Genomic DNA, 19,487 nt, shown 5'->3' with positions numbered 1-19,487 from the left:
ATTACTGGACAACAAGTTTAGCTTTGCTATTGTTTAATTGAATGAAATACAATCCCTTAGGAATGTTTTGAGTGGATAAGGTCGTGGAATTTATACCTTTCGTTTGAGGCAAGGTTTTCTGTAGTACTTCGCGACCCGCACTATCCATAACACGCAAACTTGTTTCGGTTGTCATTTCAGTTTCCCAATCTACTTGAACCATATCTCGTGCTGGGTTCGGATAAACTTTCACGTTTAGCGATGTTGCCTCCACTCCCATAATATTGAAATCAGGAGTCGACCAAGGCACTAAACCAAGATTTGAAGTATTCCAGGACACATTCGTTAGCAAATGAAATTCCCCTGGTAGCAAATTCATCTTCGCTTCTGCATCTTTCACCTCAAATGACTTGCCACTAAAATAATCATACCAAACACCTGTCTTAGGGAAGCTAGCTGAAATTACTTGAGAATTCACATCCGGATTGGCTACAACTAACAAGTAATCCGATCCCTTCGTTAACAAATTCCGCTTCACCGCGGATAAAGAACCTACTGTAAAATCGGTTGTCGTAAAAATAGGTTTACTCGTTTTGAGTGCCCCTAATTGCTGGTACACTTTCAACAATTTAGCTCGCTCGGAATCTTGAGCGTATGTCCATTTCAAAGGTTTGGTTCCAGTGCGACCATTCTCATTGATCGAAACATCGTAACCTAATTCACCAAATTGCCAGATCATCTTAGGTCCCGGAATCGTTAAGAAAGTGGCCACGGCCATTTTCATTCGCTCGAGTTTTTCTTGTGCTGTGAAGACTTTTTTGCCTCCATTCGTCACTTCTACCATCAGACGTTCTTCGTCATGAGACTCGATATAGCTCATGACACTTGGATTAGTAAAACCACGCATTTTATACGAGGCATTACTTAAATCTTGGGTGTAACCCTGTGCCACACGAGCCATATCGAATTTGCTATTCCCCCACAAAAGCATCCCATAATTACTTAATTCATTCTCTTCATTATTTGCCGCAAAATGCTCTAACACCACATAAGCGGACGCATCATAGGAACGAATTTTATCATAAAATCTTTTCCAAATCTTCACGCGGGACGCGTCATACTGCCCCCAAAGATCCACGTTTGAACCGGAAGGGGTTTGGGTAAAGCCTTTGGACAAATCGAAACGATAGCCATCGATTTTGTATTCTTCTAGCCAAAACTTCGTGACCACATCCACCAGCCATTGAGTGTGCGTGCTCTCGTGATTAAAATCAAAGAATACACTGTACGGATGCGTCGCCGTAGGATTAAAGAATGGACTCGTCGCCGTAGGTTTTGCTCCGTCCCAATACATCTTCACATACGGATTCTCATAATCCGCCTGGTTCAACACGATGTCCATAATGACCGCAATCCCATTTTCGTGGCATTTATCGATCAAATATTTCAAGTCGTTCTTCGTCCCATACGCCTTGTCCGGAGCAGTATAAAAGATTGGATTATAGCCCCAAGAATCGTTTCCGGAGAACTCTGCCACCGGCATTAATTCCAATGCATTAATCCCTAATTTCTTCAAATAACCTAGCGAATCCGCCACCGTTTTGTAGCGTCGATCCGCTACAAAATCACGCACTAATAGCTCATAAACGTGTAAGTTCGAAGACGCTGGACGCGTAAAATTAGTCGTCTTCCAAACATAAGGCGTCGCTCCTGATTCAAAAACAGAGACAATTCCTTTCGCTCCGGAAGGATATTTTTTCAGAGATGGGTAGGTAGTCGCCGAAATGTAGGTATCATTGTTGGGATCCAAAATCTTCTCCGTCAACGGATCTGCCACCGCTAATTTTCCATCCACCCAAAATTGATAGGCTACTTCTTTCCCCGCTTCCTGAACGCCTAAATCAATCCAATAACGCAAACCATCTGGCGTCTTTTTCATCAAGTAAGCTGGCAAAGCTGACCAATTCGAAAATTCCCCTATCGCATAAACAAACGAGGTCGATGGCGCATAAAAGCATAGCACCACCTTGTTCCCCACATAATTCACACCATCTTTTATTCCAGTAGGCAAAGCTTCCGTCACCACTAAAGGCTTAGTCAAAATGCGTACGGAATCTTTTATCGTAGAGGTTCCAGCTGTCCCCTCTAAAATCAGCGTATGCAATTTGCCTTTTTCTGTACCTAAAGAATAGGTATAATTAATGGAATCAGAAGATGCCGAACTGGAAAGAACTGTCCCAGCCGACTTCAAACTAATCGATGAAGTCGCAGAAAATTTCGCACGTACATTAACGGAAGTTCCCGCCTCCGCTAAGGTAAAGGACTCCGTAGGTGAAAGCCATTTCACGGCATAAGACCCTGCATACAGTTTGAGAATAAAATCCTCTGTCTGCGCTTTCCCATCTCCGCTTTTTAACAACAGTCCCAGCTTAACTATAGGGTTTCCGGCGGGCACATTAAAATAGGTGCGCGGGTTTAATTTGATGGACCATTTGTCGTTACCTAAGGAAGTCATCTTTCCTTTTTCGAAGGGAGCGCTGAAGTTTGTTTGGCCAGCGGGCTGGTATTTAAACGCGTCACCTGCATCTGCATCGCCGGCTCCAGACCATAAAAAGACGTCGCTCGTTTTCCCTAAAAGACCAGAAGCCCGCGAATCTTTCGCGAGCTTCAAATCAAAAATTAAGGTAATCTCTTTATCTCCCGTGGGGAAAATCTCTTCTGTCGTTACTTGCGCAAAGGCAGAAATACTGAAAAGCAAAAAGAAAATTAGTCTCATCGGATTTCAAAAATTTGAGCTGATTTAGCTGGAACGCTGAGTGTTTTACCGAAAACGACATCTGTCGATTCCATCACATTATGGGCTTTCGCTCCTGCCGGCAAAATTTCCTCGTAATGGCTTAAGTCGATGGCACGCGCATCTGCATTCTTGTTTAGTACCACCATCACTTTGGCCTTATCCGTGTAACGGAAATATACGTAGACACCGTTTCCTTCGCCTGAATTCTCTGGACCAAAATGCATCAACTTACCCTTATGAATCGCCTCCGAACCTTTTCTCCAGGCCAAAATCTTCTTAAAGAAATCCTGCATCGCCTTCTCATCTGCTGTCATATTAGCGCCCGTGAATGCATTTTTCGCATCGCCAGCCCAGCCACCAGGGAAGTCACCACGAATCTCACCATGCTCAGAAGATTTCGGATTCGACATTAAAATTTCTGTGCCATAAAATACTTGCGGAATACCGCGCGTTGTGAAAATATAGGTCATCGCCATTTTCAACAATGCTTGATCGTGTTTCACTTGAGTATAAATACGAGACATATCATGGTTATCTCCAAAAACAACCAAGTTATCAGGATCCGCATAGACTAAGTCGTTCGAAATGACGCTGTAGATTTTGTTCAAACCTTTGCCCCATTCCTTATCGTTTTCATTCATCGCCTCCGAAATCGCATTCTGCAATGGGAAGTCCATCAAAGCCGGTAACGACGATTTATAGCCATCACGGTTCACTTTTCCGCGTTGCCAGTACGAAGTGATGATCGGATTCGATGACCATTCCTCGCCCACCATATTCAAATTCGGGTATTCATATAATACCGCATCAGACCACATCGTCGCGAATTCCTTGGTCGAATACGGATAAGTATCGATACGTAGACCACCTAAATGTGCGTACTCAATCCACCAAATCGTGTTTTGAATAATGTACTGCTGCATAAACGGATTCTTCTGGTTCAAATCCGGCATCGCTGGAACGAACCAACCTTCCGTCTGTAATTTTGCATCGTATTTTGATACGTGTGGATCCTGAACCGTTTCGCGGCGGTGTGTAGTGGAGGTGAATTTCCCACCAAAATTAATCCAGTCCTTAAACGGCTTATCTTCCATCCACCAGTGGCCATTTCCACAGTGATTCAAAATAATATCTTTGATCAAAAACATCCCATTCGCTTGGGTTTTCATTCCCAACTCGCGGTAGTCTTCATTCGTCCCAAAACGGCGATCAATCTTGTAATGATCCGTTATGCCGTATCCATGGTAACTTTCTAAGGTTTGGTCATTTTCCACCTCCGGCATATTCCAGATAGCAGTAAAACCCATATTTTTTATGTAGTCCAAATGGTCTAAAATCCCGCGTAAATCCCCACCATGGCGATCATATAACGCGCTTCTATTTAATGACATATCGCGCATTCCGGCCACTTTATCATTTGCTGGATTACCGTTCGCAAAGCGGTCTGGCGTAATTAAATAGATCACATCTTTCGTGGAATACGATGGACGATTCGCAGAATTTTTCGCACGTGCTTCTAAGCTATAATTGATCGTGTGAATGACTGCTCCGTTCTTTTTGATGACCAAAGGATAGGTACCGGCCTGCGCTCCTGCCTCCACGACTAAGTCCACAAATAAGTAATTAGGGCTATCAGCGTTCGTCACTTTTTTCACGATCAAACCTTTCTTCGTGGAAGTCACCACGCCTCCACTGAGGTCTTTACCTTTGATCAATAATTGTAAATTCGGATTCTTCATCCCTACCCACCAGTTAAGTGGTTCGACACGTAAATCTTGAGCAATAAGAGAGAAAGAGGCACAAAATAGGAAGCCTAGAAAAAGGACTTTTTTCATAAATATAATTGATAGTGAATGATTGAATAGCTTTGCGAGCTGTGTTACGAAAATAGACAAAAATCGTGACTCAAAGGAATCATCCCGGAAGAATCCTATAATCTAGTTTGACCGATAAGTAAAATATGTCCGATTTATTTGGTATTATACCCGTAATTGGAGATATTTGCTAGGTAAATTAGGCCAAAAGCCTCCTGAAGTCGATTATTTAAATAATACAAATATAAATTTTATCTTTTATGTGTGGAATCGTAGCGTACATCGGAAAACAGCCAGCATTTCCCGTTATTTTAAAGGGTTTAAAGCGCCTAGAATACCGTGGATATGATAGTTCAGGTATTGCATTATTCGGTGATATGGTGAACACATTCAAGAAAAAAGGCCGCGTAGCGGAGCTGGAAGCTTGGGATGAGGAAATCATTTCAGAAGCAACCGTCGGAATCGGTCACACGCGTTGGGCAACCCACGGTGAGCCATCTGATGCGAATGCGCATCCGCATAGCTCGAACAGTGGTCGTTTGACTTTGGTACATAACGGTATCATCGAAAACTACGCTTCTTTAAAACAAGAATTAGTCCAAAAAGGCTACACATTCAAGAGCGAGACGGACACAGAGGTTTTGGTAAATTTCATCGAAGACATCCAAATCAACAACAATTCCACCCTTGAAGAAGCCATGCGCATCGCGTTAAAACGCGTAGTGGGCGCTTATGTGATCATCGTGATGGAAGAAGGCTTCCCTAATCGCTTGATCGCAGCTCGTAAAGGTTCTCCTTTAGTGATTGGCGTAGGTGAAGGCGAGCATTTTTTAGCCTCCGATGCTTCCCCGATCATCGAATACACGAAGAAAGTTATCTACGTAAACGACTACGAATTAGCCATCATTACGCCCGATGAGATCATTCTGAAGAACTTAGGTAACGAAACTATTACACCGTATATACAACAGTTAGACATGGAATTAGCCCAAATCGAAAAGGGCGGTTTCGACCATTTCATGTTGAAAGAAATTTTTGACCAACCAGGCAGCTTAACAGATTGTTTACGTGGCCGTTTGGACATGGAGAACTTGACCTTGACTTTGGCAGGTGTCGAAGAGCACATGTCCGTTTTCTCTCAAGCAAAACGTATCATCATCGTAGCTTGCGGAACGAGCTGGCACGCCGGTTTAGTCGCTGAATACATGATCGAAACCCTTTGCCGGATTCCAGTAGAGGTAGAATATGCATCTGAATTCCGCTACAGAAATCCAGTCGTGGGCGAAGGCGATGTATTAATTGCCATTTCCCAAAGTGGGGAAACAGCCGATACCCTAGTGGCTATTGAAAAAGCGAAAGAAGCAGGCGCCTTTATTTTTGGGGTGGTAAACGCAGTAGGATCATCTATCGCCCGTTTATCTCACTCAGGTGCTTACACTCACGCTGGTCCAGAAATTGGAGTAGCGAGTACAAAAGCTTTCACTGCACAATTAACGGTGTTAGCGATGATGGCCATCAAAATTGGTCGTGAGAAGAAGACGATTACCGAAGCAGAATACAACTGCTATTTGGCAGAATTAGCTTTAATCCCAGAAAAGGTCAAAGCCGTTTTAGAAACACATGAGTCTATCAAAGAAGTAGCAAAGCATTACGCTGAGGCTCGTGACTTCTTATTCTTAGGTCGTGGATACAATTTCCCAGTAGCTTTAGAAGGCGCCTTGAAATTAAAAGAGATTTCCTACATTCACGCAGAAGGTTACCCAGCAGCAGAGATGAAGCACGGCCCTATCGCCTTAGTGGATGAAAACTTACCCGTATTATTCATCGCCACGAAAGATGCGTACTACGAGAAAATTGTTTCGAACATTCAAGAAATCAAAGCCCGTAAAGGAATGGTGATCGCGGTTATTTCAGAAGGCGACACCTTAATTCGCGAAATGGCGGATCATGTGATGGTGGTTCCAGAAGTAGACGAATTATTAGCACCACTTGTTTCAGTGATTCCTACGCAAATTCTTTCTTACTACATCGGTGTATTGAGAGGGTTGGATGTGGATAAGCCGAGGAATTTAGCGAAGTCCGTTACCGTGGAATAATTTGTGGAGTAATCCCAAACCTATCCATCTGCCGGTGCATCACCTTAAACCAGATAGGTGGAAACAAGGCGAGTAAAATCATCCCTGGATAACCCGTGGGCATTTGGGGAGCGTCTTCCATATGACGCAGAATTTGGTATTTTCTAGAGGCTAAATAATGGTGATCGCTATGACGGCTAAGCTCAAATAGCGTTAATCGGCCCATCAGGTGATTACTATTCCAGCTGTGCGCCGGCTTCACACGTTCAAAGGTTGTTTTAGCAAAGTCCCGCTGCAATCCATAATGCTCAATGTAATTCACGGTTTCTAATAAGGCCGCACCAATGAAAGCCGCGACTAAAAAGCACAACGTAACGAATCCTCCAAAGAAGTAATAGATCAGACCTACCAGCGCGAATTGAATCAGCTGAAACAAAGCCATTTCGTTAAAGATCGAACCTTTCGCCTCCGAGGTGGCAATCTGCCACGCCTTCTTTTGGGTCCCTATAAACGTCTGAATCCAGAAAGCATACAAATGCTGCTTATAAAACGCTGTGCTCGGATCCTCCGGCGTCGCCACATGTTTGTGATGTCCTTTATTGTGCTCGATAAAGAAGTGCATGTAGAGGCTAGTGAGTAATAAGATTTTGGCAAGAAACTGCTCGAATTTATTCACCCGATGTCCTAATTCATGTGCCGCATTAATCCCAAAAGTCCCACACAATAATCCCATCGCCACCACACGCCCCGCATTATCTACGAATGAGTCGGCACTATTCAGACTCGTTAAAAACAAATAAAGCGCTCCTATTTGCAAAGGCACCGTTAACCAGAGCACAAAATCGAAAAGGGGATTTGCCTTGGCTTCCGCTTCTTGGGTCTCCGTTAAATTTTCAGCGTCTGGTTTTATCAACAATTCCACCAGCGGAATCAAGAAAAACAGATAGATCAAAGGAACCCAACAATAAAACCCTGTCTTTGTAAAGGCAAGAAAAGCCAGCACATATAAGAAATAAGGGGTAATATACCGAAGGGGACGAAGCATTAAGAGAAGTTTATAGGTCAAATATAAAAAAAGTCAGGACCTTTCAGCCCTGACTTCTTCATTAATTTAATCCAAGCTATTAATAACCAGGATTTTGCTTTAAGGTAGCAGCCCCATTCTTTTGAGAGTTTAAGATCTCGTCGTTAGGAAGAGGGAAATATTCATTGCGACCCGCTTTGAATGTTTTTCCGACTAAGTAACCACGCTTGTTATACGTACGTCCAGCCGCATCTGTACCATTTACAGACTCTTCTTTCAAGTACTTGTTCAAGTAAGGCTCTGCAATTCCCCAACGTACTAAGTCGAAGAAACGGTGACCTTCCATCGCAAACTCTAAACGACTCTCCATACGTACGGCATTACGAGCATAATCAGCCCCCTTTGCTGCAAACGTGCCCGCAGGATAAGGATTAACTGCATAAATAATGGATGCATCTTGAACCGAACCCGTTTTAGCGCGATTACGAATCAAGTTAACATAGGTTTCAGCTGAAGCTAAATTACCTAACTCTACTTCGCACTCTGCTAACCAAAGGATAACCGAAGACATCTTCAACAAACGGTAGTTATTGTTCACCGCACGTCTAGAAGTGGAGTGTGTCGAACTACCTTCATCAGCTAAATAATACATCCATTTTTTACCAATGTAAGGACCTGAATAAAGCTGATTACGAATCCAATCATTACCTGGCATCACACCCCAGTCTAAGAACTTAACACCACGACGACCTACTGTCCAGTCTAAACGTGGATCTACAGGTACATCTTTCTTTAGATCGAAGGCTACGTTAGATTTTAAACCTTGATCATTCGGAACGTCCACTGCATTATACGTATCCGCTGTACCGTCTGCTTTAGAACCGATCATCGGTAAACCATCTGCATCCGTTTTGAAAGCGTTCACTAGGTTTTGAGATGGAAGGTAGAATCCGCAACATCCACGACCAGGAGAGTTCGCAGAGTATGGCCAGTTCAAGTTATCACCCGCATTACCATTGTTACCCGTTGAACCATCATTTACTGAGAATTCTACTTCGAAAATAGATTCCGCATTGTTGTTCGTAATGTTTCGGTAGTTATCGTGGTAATTAGGCATTAACTTTTTGCCTGAGTTAGCATAAACGTCTAACAAAATAGTCTTAGCTTCAGCCCATTTCTTTTGGAAAATATACGCCTTTGCTAAGTAGGTTAAGGCAGCCCATTTCGTTGCACGACCTTTTTGAGATTGTACGGCTGGTAAAACCTTCGATGCCTCTAAAAAGTCTGCCTCGATATTAGCCCAAATATTCTTGTCATTGGGAATCTTAGTCGAGTTTGGATCATCTCTTTTGTAGATGGTCTCATCGATATACGGAACATTGTTCCACATCTTTTTACCCTCGAAGTGATAGTGGCCACGTAAGAAACGAGCTTCAGCTACTACTTGAGCTCTTTCAGCATCTGTCATGTCCTTTACGTCCGTACTCTTAGCCAGTAAGATGGTTTCGTTTGCACGAGCTACACCATCATAGGTATGTTGCCACTTACCTAAGAAGTACGTGTTATCTGATAACCAGTTAAATTGCTCGATATACTCTTGCTCTGGCTGGTCACCAATATCCGTTCCCTTCACAGCGTCACCTGAGGTGATACCTCCAAAAACGTAGTTTGAAATCGTAGACTGACGTCCCGTATTTCCTGCCCCTACCCCATCTAATAAGGAGTAAGTTCCAATTAACAAGGCATTCACCCCATTCTTGTTACTTAATGATGTCAAAGAAGCCGCACCTTGAGGCTCGATTTCGAAGAAATTATCCGTACAAGAAAAGTTGATACCGACGGTCGCTACTAAAGCGCTGATGATGATTAACTTTTTCATTTTTTCTATCTGATTTGTTCTAATTAAAATCCAACTCTTAGACCTACATTATATGATTTAGCTACAGGGAATGCACCTTCATCGATACCCATGTGAATATCTTGATTATCATTTCCAGAAGTTCTCAAGTTGATATCAGGATCTAAACCTTTGTATTTAGTGAAGGTAAATAAGTTTTGGCCTTGTACATAAACCTGTACGCTGCTTAACTTAATCTTGCTCAATAAATTCTTAGGTACAGTATACGTTAACTGAATATTCTTGATACGCATATACGATCCATCTTCTACGAAATAAGAGGAGATTTGTTGTGACGTACCGTCTTGAGAGTTCAAGCGAGGTAATAAAGCCACGTCTCCTTGCTTCTTCCAAGAGTTGTATAACATATCTTTAGAGCGGTTACCTTGGAACGTATTGAAGTCTGTCCAGTATTTTAAATAGTTAAACAATTCGTTTCCTTGAACTCCTTGAGCGAACGCCGTTAATTCCCAGTTTTTGTACCCTAAAGTTACATTTAAACCATAAGAGAAATCAGGGTGAGGATTACCGATAATTGTTTTATCAGCGGCTGTAATCACACCGTCACCATTTACGTCACGGAATTTAAATACACCCGCACGAGTATACGTACCAAATTTAGGTGCAGAAGCCGCCTCTGCATCATCCTTAATTACACCATCTACAATGTAACCATAGAAACTAGCAATTGGTAAACCAGCCTTCGTCACTGAAATAGCTGGAAGACGTGTAGAGAATCCAAATACAGTCGCATTCGGGTCATCATTTAACTTAACCACGTTGTTTTTGTATTGTGAATACATTGCTGAAACGCTGTATCGGAAATCACCAATTCGATCACGGTACGTCACGTTAATGTCAATACCCGTGTTATTTACTTCACCGATATTCACATAGGGAATCGTTGCAGAACCAGCTGTTTTAGGAATAGGCACCTGCGTTAACATATCTGATGTTGTACGAGTATACCAGTCAAAAGTCACATCTAATTTACTATTCAAGAATACCCCGTCAAAACCAACGTTTGTAGATGTATTTGTTTCCCAACGACCTACTGAGTTACCAAATTGAGAAATATCAAAACCTGACGCAATCGAGTTACCTGAACCCGTGATATCATACGCGTTATTGTTCGGATCTGGTGTAAACAACGTATAGGCATTGTAAACGTTCGGGATTAATTGGTTACCCGTTTTACCCCATCCTCCACGTACTTTCAAATCATTGATAAACGTCAAGTCTTTCATAAAGGCTAATTCCGTTAAGCGAGCTCCTACAGAGAACGCTGGGAAAATACCATAACGATAAGCTGAAGAGAAACGAGATGAACCATCACGGCGAATCGTGAAGTCAGCTAATAAGAAGTCCTTGTATGCATAGTTCACTTTACCAAATTGCGAGAATAAGGCAGTGATCGTCGCACCTGAACCTGCATTCGAAAGACCTGCCGCTGAACCATTATTTAAATAACGATAAGACGGATCATCAAAAGCGAAGTTAGAACGAGCGGCGTTGAAACCAAAACCATAGGTAGAAACAGATTCCGTACCGACTAACACGTTCACTGTGTGATCTCCCAATGTCTTGTTATAGTTCAAGGTATTGTACCAAGTGATTGCCCGATCGTATGAGTTAGACACCGTTAATGAGTTCGATGAACGAGGTTCTGCCGCTTCGATGTCACGGTTTAAATAGGCTGACTGATTGAAGTTATTATATTCAAAACCTAAACTAGTACGCGCTTTCAAATCTTTAATCACCTCCACTTCTGCAAACACGTTACCGAAGATATGAGAGGCTCTAACTGGATTATCTTTCTCTCTCCATTGACGTGCTAAGGGGTTAGGCGCATTACCTAAGTTAGAACCACGCGAACCTGCAAAACCGTTCAAGTCTGATGTATTAGTACCACCTAAGCCCTTAGGACCTCCTGTGATATCAAATACGGGAATGATCGGTTGAATACGAATCGCAAACATGATGGGATTAGATTCGTTGTTATTACCTGATGGCACACCGATTCTTTCATCATAAGAAACTGTAAAGTTTTCCCCAAAAGTTAATTTACCTTTCTTGAATTCGGTATTTGCACGAACAGAGTAACGCTTATAACCTGTATATTTCAAAATACCTTCTTGATCAAAATAGCTACCTGAGATCGCATATTTCCCATATTTAGATCCACCCGTAGCCCCTAATTGGAAGTTAGAGATTTTAGCTGGTCCAAAAATCTCCCGTTGCCAATCCGTCCCCGCCTTATTCGCTTTCGTGATATTGAAAGCAGTTTTACCTAAAGCAGGGTCTGCGATATCATTCGTATACGTATAATTAGAAGGTAGTTCGCCATAGACGTTTGGATAGATATAATCCGCAATCGTTTGTGAACCATCCGCACCAAAACGATATTGAGCTGAAGGAGAGGTTCCAGGAGTCTTACCCGCACCGATTTCAGATTCGTAGTAGTATTGACCTAATTCTTTCGTATTCAAAAGATCTAAGGTCTTACCTATATCTTGAACACCCGTATACATATCAAAATTGATCTTAGGTTCGCCTTCGCCACCACGCTTTGTCGTGATGATCACAACCCCGTTCGCAGCACGCGCACCGTAAATAGACGCTGCAGACGCATCTTTCAATACCTGCATCGACTCGATGTCACTTGGGTTAATCTGATTCAAGGTACCTTGAGTAGGCACACCATCAATCACATAAAGGGGTGAGTTATTGTTAATTGAACCAAAACCACGGATACGAACCATCGTTCCTCCACCAGGGGAGTTATCATTACCTACCGTCACACCGGCCGCACGACCTTGTAACATTTGAGTTAATGAAGCAGATGGAACCGCCGTCAATTCTTTCGCACCTACCACTGTTACCGCTCCCGTAATATCTTTTTTACGTTGAGACGCATAACCGGTGACGATAACTTCGTTTAATTGGCTAACATCATCTTCAAGGGTAATCGCTAATGAACTCCGGTTTCCTAGAGAAACATTCACTGTTTTGTAGCCCACAGAAGAAATGACTAAATCTGCATTGCCTTTCACATTCAGGTTAAATGCACCATTGACATCCGTAGTGGTACCGGTAGTTGTACCTTTAATCACCACAGAAACTCCAGGAATACCCCCGCCCTTGGCGTCTGAGACAGTTCCCGCAACTTTTCGGTCTTGACCAAATGCCACCCAGGATAAGGTGAGCATCAAGGCTAGTAGAAAGACCACTCTGCTTACGTAGAAATTGTTTTTCATAATTAATAAAAGGTTTGAGTGATAAGCCAATAAGAGCCAGGCAATTATTAACTTGTAATGCGAAAATTTAAAAATTATTTTTCACACTACTACACAGTATTATATAATTATTTTGATATTTTTTTGAAAATTTATTATTCGGTAACACTATGGACATTTTAGATCTTCGCGATTTTGCCTTAAATCTTCCGGATTCGGAGGAATGCCAGCCTTTTGGACCTAACCACTTGGTTTTTAAGACGAAAGGGAAAATGTTTTTATTATTGGACTTAGTTTCATCCCCTACCACGATTAATTACAAGGCAGTTCCCGAGGATATTTTGGTACAAAGAGAGGAATTCCCTGATTCTGTCTTCCCGGGTTTTCACATGAATAAGAAGCATTGGAACACGATGTACTTAAATCGCTATTTACCACAGAATAAAGTATTGGAATTCATACGCACCTCACACTCTTTAATTAAAAAATAAAACCTTTTTCGGCATTTGGGTGTTAGCAAGATATGCCTGAAAAAATTATTGAGGTCCGCCACCTTTCGAAAAAATTTGGATCGTTCCAAGCTGTCTCAGACGTCAGTTTTTCTGTATACAAAGGCGATGTGTTTGGCTTTTTAGGACCGAACGGCGCCGGAAAAAGTACTAGTATTCGTTGCTTGAATTCGTTGATTAAACCGGACAGCGGGACGGTAGAAATTTTTGGCGAATCCATTACCACCCACCGGGAATCCATTTTGGGCCGTATTGGAAGTATTATCGAAAAACCAGATTTCTACAAATATTTATCCGCTTACAGAAATTTAGAAATATTCTCCCGCATCTCCGGAAAGCCCTCCACTAAACAAGAAATCTACAAGATGTTGGATTTTGTGGGTTTAGGCGGCCGAGAGCGCGATAAATTTGCCGGCTTTTCCCACGGGATGAAACAACGTTTAGGTATCGCCCAAACCCTATTACACAACCCTGACCTCATTATTCTAGATGAACCCACGACGGGTTTAGACCCGCAAGGAATTATTGACATCCGGAACTTGATTTTGCGTTTGAAAAACGAACAAAACAAAACCGTGTTATTGTCTTCCCATAATTTGGCAGAAATCGAACTGATATGTAATCGCATGGTCATCATAAACAAGGGTAGATCCATCGTCGAGGGAAATGTGAGTGATTTAATGAATGGCGAAAACCTGATTTTGCGTTTAGAGGCGAGTCCACTACCAGAGGTAAAAAATATACTTCTTGCATGGAAACCATCGCTGATTTGGGATAATGTAGGTGATTCATCGGTACAATTTCCTATCGAGAAGTCGGAAATTCCGGTACTCACAAAATTATTAGTGGAAAATAATATCGAGATTTTTTCCCTAGAAGCGAAACGCACGCTGGAGGATTATTTCATTAAAATCGTCAATCAATGATCTTAATTAACAGCATATATAACGAAATAATTAAGATTGCACTGAAGCCCCGATCCTATTTGGGCCTTGCTGCTATCACCGTTTTAGTGGGCGTCATCCAATTCGCTTTGAAAGCAGATGGAATGTCGATCATTTCCTTTGTGACCTCTTCCTTTGAGCAAACGTTGACCTTTGAAGGCAATGTGTTGAATGGAAATCTGGTTGCTTTCATCATTTTACAGATGTTATTAGTTCAAATTCCGCTCCTAGTCGCCTTAGTAACCGGCGATTTAGTTTCTGGAGAGGCGGCTATGGGAACCATTCGTATGTTAGCGACTAAGCCAATTTCGCGCGTTCAATTACTTTTATCGAAGTTTATTGCGGGAGGCATTTATACCTTAATCGTTATTTTATGGATGGGTGTGATGTCAGTGGTGGTAGGGAAATTACTTTTCGGAACGGGGGATATGATGGTGTTGAATTCAGATGGATTAGTGATTTTGCAGGAAGCAGATGTGAATTGGCGTTATTTGGGCGGGTTTGCGGTGGCGTTTTTAGCGCTATTTACGGTGAGTTCTTTGTCCATTTGTTTGTCTTGTTTTACGGACAATTCCATCGGCCCTATTGTGGCGACGATGTCTGTTATCTTGTTGTTTACGATTATCGGGACCTTGGACGTACGCGTTTTTGATCCGATTAAACCGTACTTATTTACCACTCACATGGCAGCTTGGCGCTCATTCTTTGAGGATCCATTGCCGCTTTCGGCCATTTGGAGATCCGTGGCCGTTTTAGTTGCCCATAATGTGGTGTTAATTTCCGTTTCGTTATATACTTTTCACCGCAAAGACATTCAATCATGATTCGCTTATTTTTCCTATTTCTTTCCTTCTCCCTTTTTGCCCAAGATGCGAATAAGACGGTGGTGCAGGTGTTAGCGCGAATGAACAAGGTGCGCGATTACAAAGTCGATGCACAGATTAAATCCGATATTCCTTTGGTCAGAATTATGCCTGCTAAGGCGACTATCTATTTCAAGCAGCCGGAAAAATTTCGGATGATGACAAAAGGAATTGCGATTTTGCCCAAAAAAGGGTTCACCGACTTAACTGCCCTACTAAAGAACAAAGCGGCTTACAATGCTTTATTCACTGGTTTCGAGGTTATTGATGGTGTAAAAACAGAGTCGATTACCTTGCTTCCCACGGACGATTCCGGTGAAATTGTGTTAGCTAAAATCTGGGTCGACCCTACGCTAGATCTGATCTTAAAATCCCAAATCACCTCCCGCAGCAACGGAACCGTCCTTTCCACCTATGTGTATGGGTCTGAAAAAGCTTTTGGCCTACCTTCCGAATTGAATATCACGGTCGACGTGAAAAAATTCAAGATTCCGAAAGGCGTCGTAGTCGACATCAACCGCACCGCGGTCGCACCGGTAAATACGCGCAAAACAGGCCAAATTCGCCTGTCATTAACTAACTACGTCATCAACCAAGGAATCGAAGACAAAATCTTCAAAGACTAAGTCTCCTTTCTTGTACTATATTACCGGTAGCTTTCGTTCTTTTTTCGTAATTTAGATGTCTAAATCGAGTCGAAAATGAAACGAATCTTAAGTTGGGTGCTTTTATGTTTGTCATTAACAAGCAACGCACAAAACTGGCAGCTGAATGGCTTTAAAAAGGCTGACGCAGAAAATCCGATTCTTTCTCCTTCCCTTGAGGCGCGTTTCCTCGATCCCATCACCGGAAAAAAAGTAGGTTGGGAAAACAAAAATGTCTTAAATCCCACGGCCCTCGTTCGAGATGGCCTCGTTCACTTATTTTACCGCGCACAAGATTCTGTAGGTACTTCCCGCATCGGTTTAGCCACCAGCGCAGATGGTATTCATTTCAAAAAGAATCCTGAACCTATCTTATTTCCATCTAATGATGCCTTCCGTAGTTTTGAATGGCCAGGCGGAATCGAGGACCCTCGAATCGTAGAAACAGAAGACGGAGGGTATTTTTTGACCTACACTTCTTATGACGGCAAATACGCACGACTTTGCGGCGCGTTTTCAAAAGATTTACAAACTTGGGAGAAAATAGGACCTCTTTTTACGTCTGAAAAATACCTAAACACTTGGTCTAAATCAGGAGCTCTTGTTTCGGTTCAAAACGGTACAAAAATCGTAGCCAAAAAGATCGATGGACTCTATTACATGTATTTTGGGGACACCGATTTATTCCTAGCGACTTCGAAAGACTTACGTCATTGGGACATCCTAGAAAATGCAGAAACGAATGTTCGTTTATCCGTATTAAAACCGCGCGCGGGTTATTTTGACAGCCGTTTAGTAGAGCCAGGGCCGTATGCGCTGCTTCGGAAAGAAGGAATTGTATTAATCTACAATAGCTCAAACGCAGCGAATTATAACGAGTCGCGTTTTCCTAAATTTACCTATGCAGCCGGACAAGTCTTGTTCGATGCACTGAAACCATACAAGGTGATTGCGAGAACGAATGAACCCTTTATTTGGCCAAACCAGCCTTATGAAAAAGTGGGTGAGGTAAACGAAGTATGTTTCGTAGAAGGCCTAGTGCCATTTAAAGGAAAATGGTTCCTGTATTATGGAACCGCAGACTCTAAAATCGCTGTTTCTATCAAAAAATGAGCTCATTAGGATTACATAGCGTCCACCACATTGCCATCATCTGCTCGGATTATGCGCGTTCTAAGGCCTTTTACACGAGGGATTTAGGACTTGAAATCATCCGAGAAGTGTACCGTGCGGAGCGCGATTCGTATAAATTGGATTTAGCACTGAACGATCACTATGTGATTGAATTGTTCTCTTTCCCTAACCCGCCAGCTCGCCCATCGAGGCCGGAAAGTTGTGGTTTGCGGCATTTGGCATTTCAAGTAAATAACCTGGACTTGACGGTGCAGGAATTAACCAAAAAAGGCATCACATCGGAGCCCATTCGCATCGATGAGTTCACTGGGAAGCGATTTACCTTTATCGCGGACCCGGATGATTTGCCTCTTGAATTTTATGAAATATGAATAGAATTGATAAAAAACCACTTTCAAAACTAGGATTCGATTTCGTAACACCCGCTTTCTTAGAAGAGGGCCAAAGCGAATTCGACCACCGCAACTCCAACATCGACTTAGGGGCTTATCGTCCTTTAGCACCGCGTGAAATCAGTATTCTGGAAGCGAACCTGAACGAGGCAGAGAACTGGAAAGATGTGTGGGTGAAAGAGGGATTTAATCCGTACTTGGTGAAGAATTGCCGCTTTTTTGGAATAAACCGCATCGGTATTTTAGAAAGTTGCTACTTAGAATTCAAAAACCTGCGTATGCCGGTGGGGCTTTATAATAGCACTTTGATTTCCTGTGATTTTGGCGATAACGTAGCCATTGATCGCGTGAACTTATTGTCTCATTACCAAATCGGAAACGAAGTAATGATCCTCCAAGTGAACGAATTAGCTACGACGGCGACGGCGAAATTTGGTAATGGTATTGTAAAGAAAGGCGAAGAAGAGCGCATCCGAATTTGGATGGAATTAGGCAACGAAAATGGCGGCCGCAAGGTCATTCCATTCGTGGGAATGAAACCGGCCGATGCATTCTTATGGACCCAAGACCGTGATGACACTTTATTACAAGCGAAGTACAAAGAAATGACCATCCAAGAGTTCTCGTCTAAACGCGGATTCTATGGCCAAATCGGCGACCGCACCGTCATCAAAAATACGGGCATCATTAAAGACGTCAACATGGGTACCGATACCTATATCAAAGGCGCGAATAAATTAAAGAACTTAACGATCATCTCGAACGCCGAGGCCTCCACCCAAATAGGCGAAGGCTGCGAAATCGTGAACGGTATCATCCACGAAGGCTGCCGCATTTTCTACGGCGTAAAAGCGGTTCGTTTTATTTTAGCGGCACACTCGCAACTGAAATATGGCGCGCGTTTGATCAACTCCTTCTTAGGAAGTAACTCGACTATCTCTTGTTGTGAAGTTTTAAATGCCCTCATTTTCCCGGCCCACGAACAACACCACAATAACTCGTTCTTGTGCGCAGCGATCGTCAAAGGCCAAAGCAATATGGCCGCTGGCGCTACTCTCGGCTCGAACCACAATTCGCGTGGAGCGGATGGGGAATTGCAGGCGGGACGTGGGTTTTGGCCTGGCTTATCCGTGGCCCTAAAACACAACTCAAAGTTCGCCTCATTTAACCTGATTTCGAAAGGAAATTATCCCGGCGAAATCCACAATCCACTCCCCTTCTCCTTAATCGGAAACGATGACTCGGAAGGCGGATTATTGATCATCGCCGGCTACTGGTTCCAATACAATATGTATGCCCTAGCCCGTAATGCCTGGAAATTCGCAGCCAGAGATCAAAGAACAGACAAAGACATGTTACTCGAGTTTGATTTCTTGGCACCTGACACGGTTTCGGAAATCTTGCAAGGAATCAACTTATTAGAGAAATGGGTTTCTGACTCGCTAGGCGGTGGAGACGGCAAAGCCTGGTTAAACGACCCAGCGAATGCTTCGAATCCATTAGCCATATATGCAACCGGTATCGAAAATACGAAACGCAGAACGCGCATCGCGAAGGCCCATAAAGCCTACCAAATCTTCCACGATCTATTGTATTACCATGCGGCCAAAGAATGGTTAGCCACTTCCGAGCGTCACCCTACAGATTCTCCATCGGCGCTTTTGCAAGCAACATTAAAGAACGCAACAGCGATCCAAGTTTGGGAAAACCTTGGTGGACAATTAATTCCATCAGGCGTCATCCACGAGATGAAAGAAAACGTCAAATCAGGTAAAATTACCCGTTGGAAACAAGTGCACGAATTCTACGAAAAACAAGCGGCTCTATACCCAGAGCAGAAATTCGAAAATGCCTTAAACGGCCTATTACAAATCAATCCAAATGCTATGTCAGACATCCCGGCTTGGATTGATCGCGCCATCGCCACAGCCGATTTCTTAACGGCAGGTATCGAACGATCACGTTCAAAAGATTACGAGGATCCGTTCCGCTTAGCAATGTTCGGAAACGCAGCAGAACTGGATGCGGTGATCGGTGATGTGAAGGAGAATGAGTTTATTCAGGAGGCAAAGGCGAAGCAGGTGGTGTTTAGAGAGAAGCTTAAAAAGTTAGATAAGAGAGTATAGAGAAGAGAGCAGAGATGTGGAATTAAAAAAGGGGCCAAGGCCCCTTTTTTACT

General features: G+C 42.9%; 13 protein-coding genes. 8 read left to right on the top strand and 5 right to left on the bottom strand.

Annotation, left to right across the window (positions count from 1 at the left end; genetic code table 11):
- Position 1: 1 nt before the first annotated feature.
- Both G9X62_RS07595 and G9X62_RS07590 read right to left on the bottom strand, forming a co-directional pair.
- Positions 2-2,755, bottom strand: coding sequence for an alpha-amylase family glycosyl hydrolase (locus G9X62_RS07595; RefSeq protein ID WP_223130132.1), 2,754 nt, complete (start codon positions 2,753-2,755; stop codon positions 2-4).
- Positions 2,752-4,611 carry a glycoside hydrolase family 13 protein gene (locus G9X62_RS07590; RefSeq protein ID WP_223130131.1) on the bottom strand — a complete coding sequence of 620 codons (1,860 nt, stop codon included), beginning with the start codon at positions 4,609-4,611 and terminating at the stop codon, positions 2,752-2,754. The genes G9X62_RS07595 and G9X62_RS07590 overlap by 4 nt, the downstream gene beginning before the upstream one ends.
- Positions 4,612-4,850: 239 nt before the next feature.
- Between G9X62_RS07590 and glmS the strand changes: the two genes are divergently transcribed.
- Entirely contained in the window at positions 4,851-6,686 is a 1,836-nt protein-coding gene (glmS, locus tag G9X62_RS07585; RefSeq protein WP_223130130.1) for a glutamine--fructose-6-phosphate transaminase (isomerizing), read from the top strand.
- Here glmS and G9X62_RS07580 read toward each other — a convergent pair.
- From G9X62_RS07580 to G9X62_RS07570, 3 genes are all read right to left on the bottom strand, one after another.
- Complete coding sequence (locus G9X62_RS07580; RefSeq protein ID WP_223130129.1) at positions 6,673-7,710, bottom strand: alkane 1-monooxygenase; 1,038 nt, start codon at positions 7,708-7,710, stop codon at positions 6,673-6,675. The two genes, glmS and G9X62_RS07580, sit on opposite strands and share 14 nt — an antisense overlap.
- A 79-nt stretch (positions 7,711-7,789) precedes the next feature.
- Complete coding sequence (locus G9X62_RS07575; RefSeq protein WP_223130128.1) at positions 7,790-9,568, bottom strand: RagB/SusD family nutrient uptake outer membrane protein; 1,779 nt, start codon at positions 9,566-9,568, stop codon at positions 7,790-7,792.
- A 23-nt stretch (positions 9,569-9,591) separates the two neighbouring features.
- Positions 9,592-12,843, bottom strand: a complete 3,252-nt coding sequence (locus tag G9X62_RS07570; protein ID WP_223130127.1) for a SusC/RagA family TonB-linked outer membrane protein — start codon at positions 12,841-12,843, stop codon at positions 9,592-9,594.
- 149 nt (positions 12,844-12,992) lie between these two features.
- On the opposite strand from G9X62_RS07570, the gene G9X62_RS07565 reads away from it, so the two are divergent.
- From G9X62_RS07565 to G9X62_RS07535, 7 genes are all read left to right on the top strand, one after another.
- On the top strand, positions 12,993-13,313 hold the full coding sequence (locus G9X62_RS07565; protein ID WP_223130126.1) for an MmcQ/YjbR family DNA-binding protein: 321 nt from the start codon (positions 12,993-12,995) through the stop codon (positions 13,311-13,313).
- Between the two features lie 32 nt (positions 13,314-13,345).
- A complete protein-coding gene (locus G9X62_RS07560; RefSeq protein WP_223130125.1) occupies positions 13,346-14,257 on the top strand; it encodes an ABC transporter ATP-binding protein in 912 nt (303 codons plus the stop codon).
- Positions 14,254-15,099 (top strand): ABC transporter permease, encoded by an 846-nt coding sequence (locus G9X62_RS07555; RefSeq protein WP_223130124.1) that lies wholly within the window; start codon positions 14,254-14,256, stop codon positions 15,097-15,099. The genes G9X62_RS07560 and G9X62_RS07555 overlap by 4 nt, the downstream gene beginning before the upstream one ends.
- Entirely contained in the window at positions 15,096-15,764 is a 669-nt protein-coding gene (locus tag G9X62_RS07550) for a LolA family protein (protein ID WP_223130123.1), read from the top strand. Before G9X62_RS07555 ends, G9X62_RS07550 begins: the two co-directional genes overlap by 4 nt.
- Before the next feature lie 75 nt (positions 15,765-15,839).
- The gene (locus tag G9X62_RS07545; RefSeq protein WP_223130122.1) at positions 15,840-16,895 is read left to right on the top strand and encodes a glycoside hydrolase family 130 protein; all 1,056 of its coding nucleotides are present in this window, start codon (positions 15,840-15,842) and stop codon (positions 16,893-16,895) included.
- The gene (gene gloA2, locus G9X62_RS07540; RefSeq protein WP_223130121.1) at positions 16,892-17,287 is read left to right on the top strand and encodes an SMU1112c/YaeR family gloxylase I-like metalloprotein; all 396 of its coding nucleotides are present in this window, start codon (positions 16,892-16,894) and stop codon (positions 17,285-17,287) included. Before G9X62_RS07545 ends, gloA2 begins: the two co-directional genes overlap by 4 nt.
- Positions 17,284-19,434 carry a DUF4954 family protein gene (locus G9X62_RS07535; protein ID WP_223130120.1) on the top strand — a complete coding sequence of 717 codons (2,151 nt, stop codon included), beginning with the start codon at positions 17,284-17,286 and terminating at the stop codon, positions 19,432-19,434. The genes gloA2 and G9X62_RS07535 overlap by 4 nt, the downstream gene beginning before the upstream one ends.
- The last annotated feature ends 53 nt before the right edge of the window (positions 19,435-19,487 follow it).

It is taken from the genome of Aquirufa lenticrescens (genome assembly GCF_019916085.1).
GTDB classification, from domain to species: Bacteria; Bacteroidota; Bacteroidia; order Cytophagales; family Spirosomataceae; genus Aquirufa; species Aquirufa lenticrescens.
The sequence above is the reverse complement of the archived record's forward strand: the minus strand, read 5'-3'. Positions and strand labels throughout refer to the sequence as shown.

What these genes read in the sequence shown, in the direction of transcription:
- G9X62_RS07595 (WP_223130132.1), bottom strand. Translation starts at nt 2,755, where the DNA reads ATGAGACTAATTTTCTTTTTGCTTTTCAGTATTTCTGCCTTTGCGCAA.
- G9X62_RS07590 (WP_223130131.1), bottom strand. Translation starts at nt 4,611, where the DNA reads ATGAAAAAAGTCCTTTTTCTAGGCTTCCTATTTTGTGCCTCTTTCTCT.
- glmS (WP_223130130.1), top strand. Translation starts at nt 4,851, where the DNA reads ATGTGTGGAATCGTAGCGTACATCGGAAAACAGCCAGCATTTCCCGTT.
- G9X62_RS07580 (WP_223130129.1), bottom strand. Translation starts at nt 7,710, where the DNA reads ATGCTTCGTCCCCTTCGGTATATTACCCCTTATTTCTTATATGTGCTG.
- G9X62_RS07575 (WP_223130128.1), bottom strand. Translation starts at nt 9,568, where the DNA reads ATGAAAAAGTTAATCATCATCAGCGCTTTAGTAGCGACCGTCGGTATC.
- G9X62_RS07570 (WP_223130127.1), bottom strand. Translation starts at nt 12,843, where the DNA reads ATGAAAAACAATTTCTACGTAAGCAGAGTGGTCTTTCTACTAGCCTTG.
- G9X62_RS07565 (WP_223130126.1), top strand. Translation starts at nt 12,993, where the DNA reads ATGGACATTTTAGATCTTCGCGATTTTGCCTTAAATCTTCCGGATTCG.
- G9X62_RS07560 (WP_223130125.1), top strand. Translation starts at nt 13,346, where the DNA reads ATGCCTGAAAAAATTATTGAGGTCCGCCACCTTTCGAAAAAATTTGGA.
- G9X62_RS07555 (WP_223130124.1), top strand. Translation starts at nt 14,254, where the DNA reads ATGATCTTAATTAACAGCATATATAACGAAATAATTAAGATTGCACTG.
- G9X62_RS07550 (WP_223130123.1), top strand. Translation starts at nt 15,096, where the DNA reads ATGATTCGCTTATTTTTCCTATTTCTTTCCTTCTCCCTTTTTGCCCAA.
- G9X62_RS07545 (WP_223130122.1), top strand. Translation starts at nt 15,840, where the DNA reads ATGAAACGAATCTTAAGTTGGGTGCTTTTATGTTTGTCATTAACAAGC.
- gloA2 (WP_223130121.1), top strand. Translation starts at nt 16,892, where the DNA reads ATGAGCTCATTAGGATTACATAGCGTCCACCACATTGCCATCATCTGC.
- G9X62_RS07535 (WP_223130120.1), top strand. Translation starts at nt 17,284, where the DNA reads ATGAATAGAATTGATAAAAAACCACTTTCAAAACTAGGATTCGATTTC.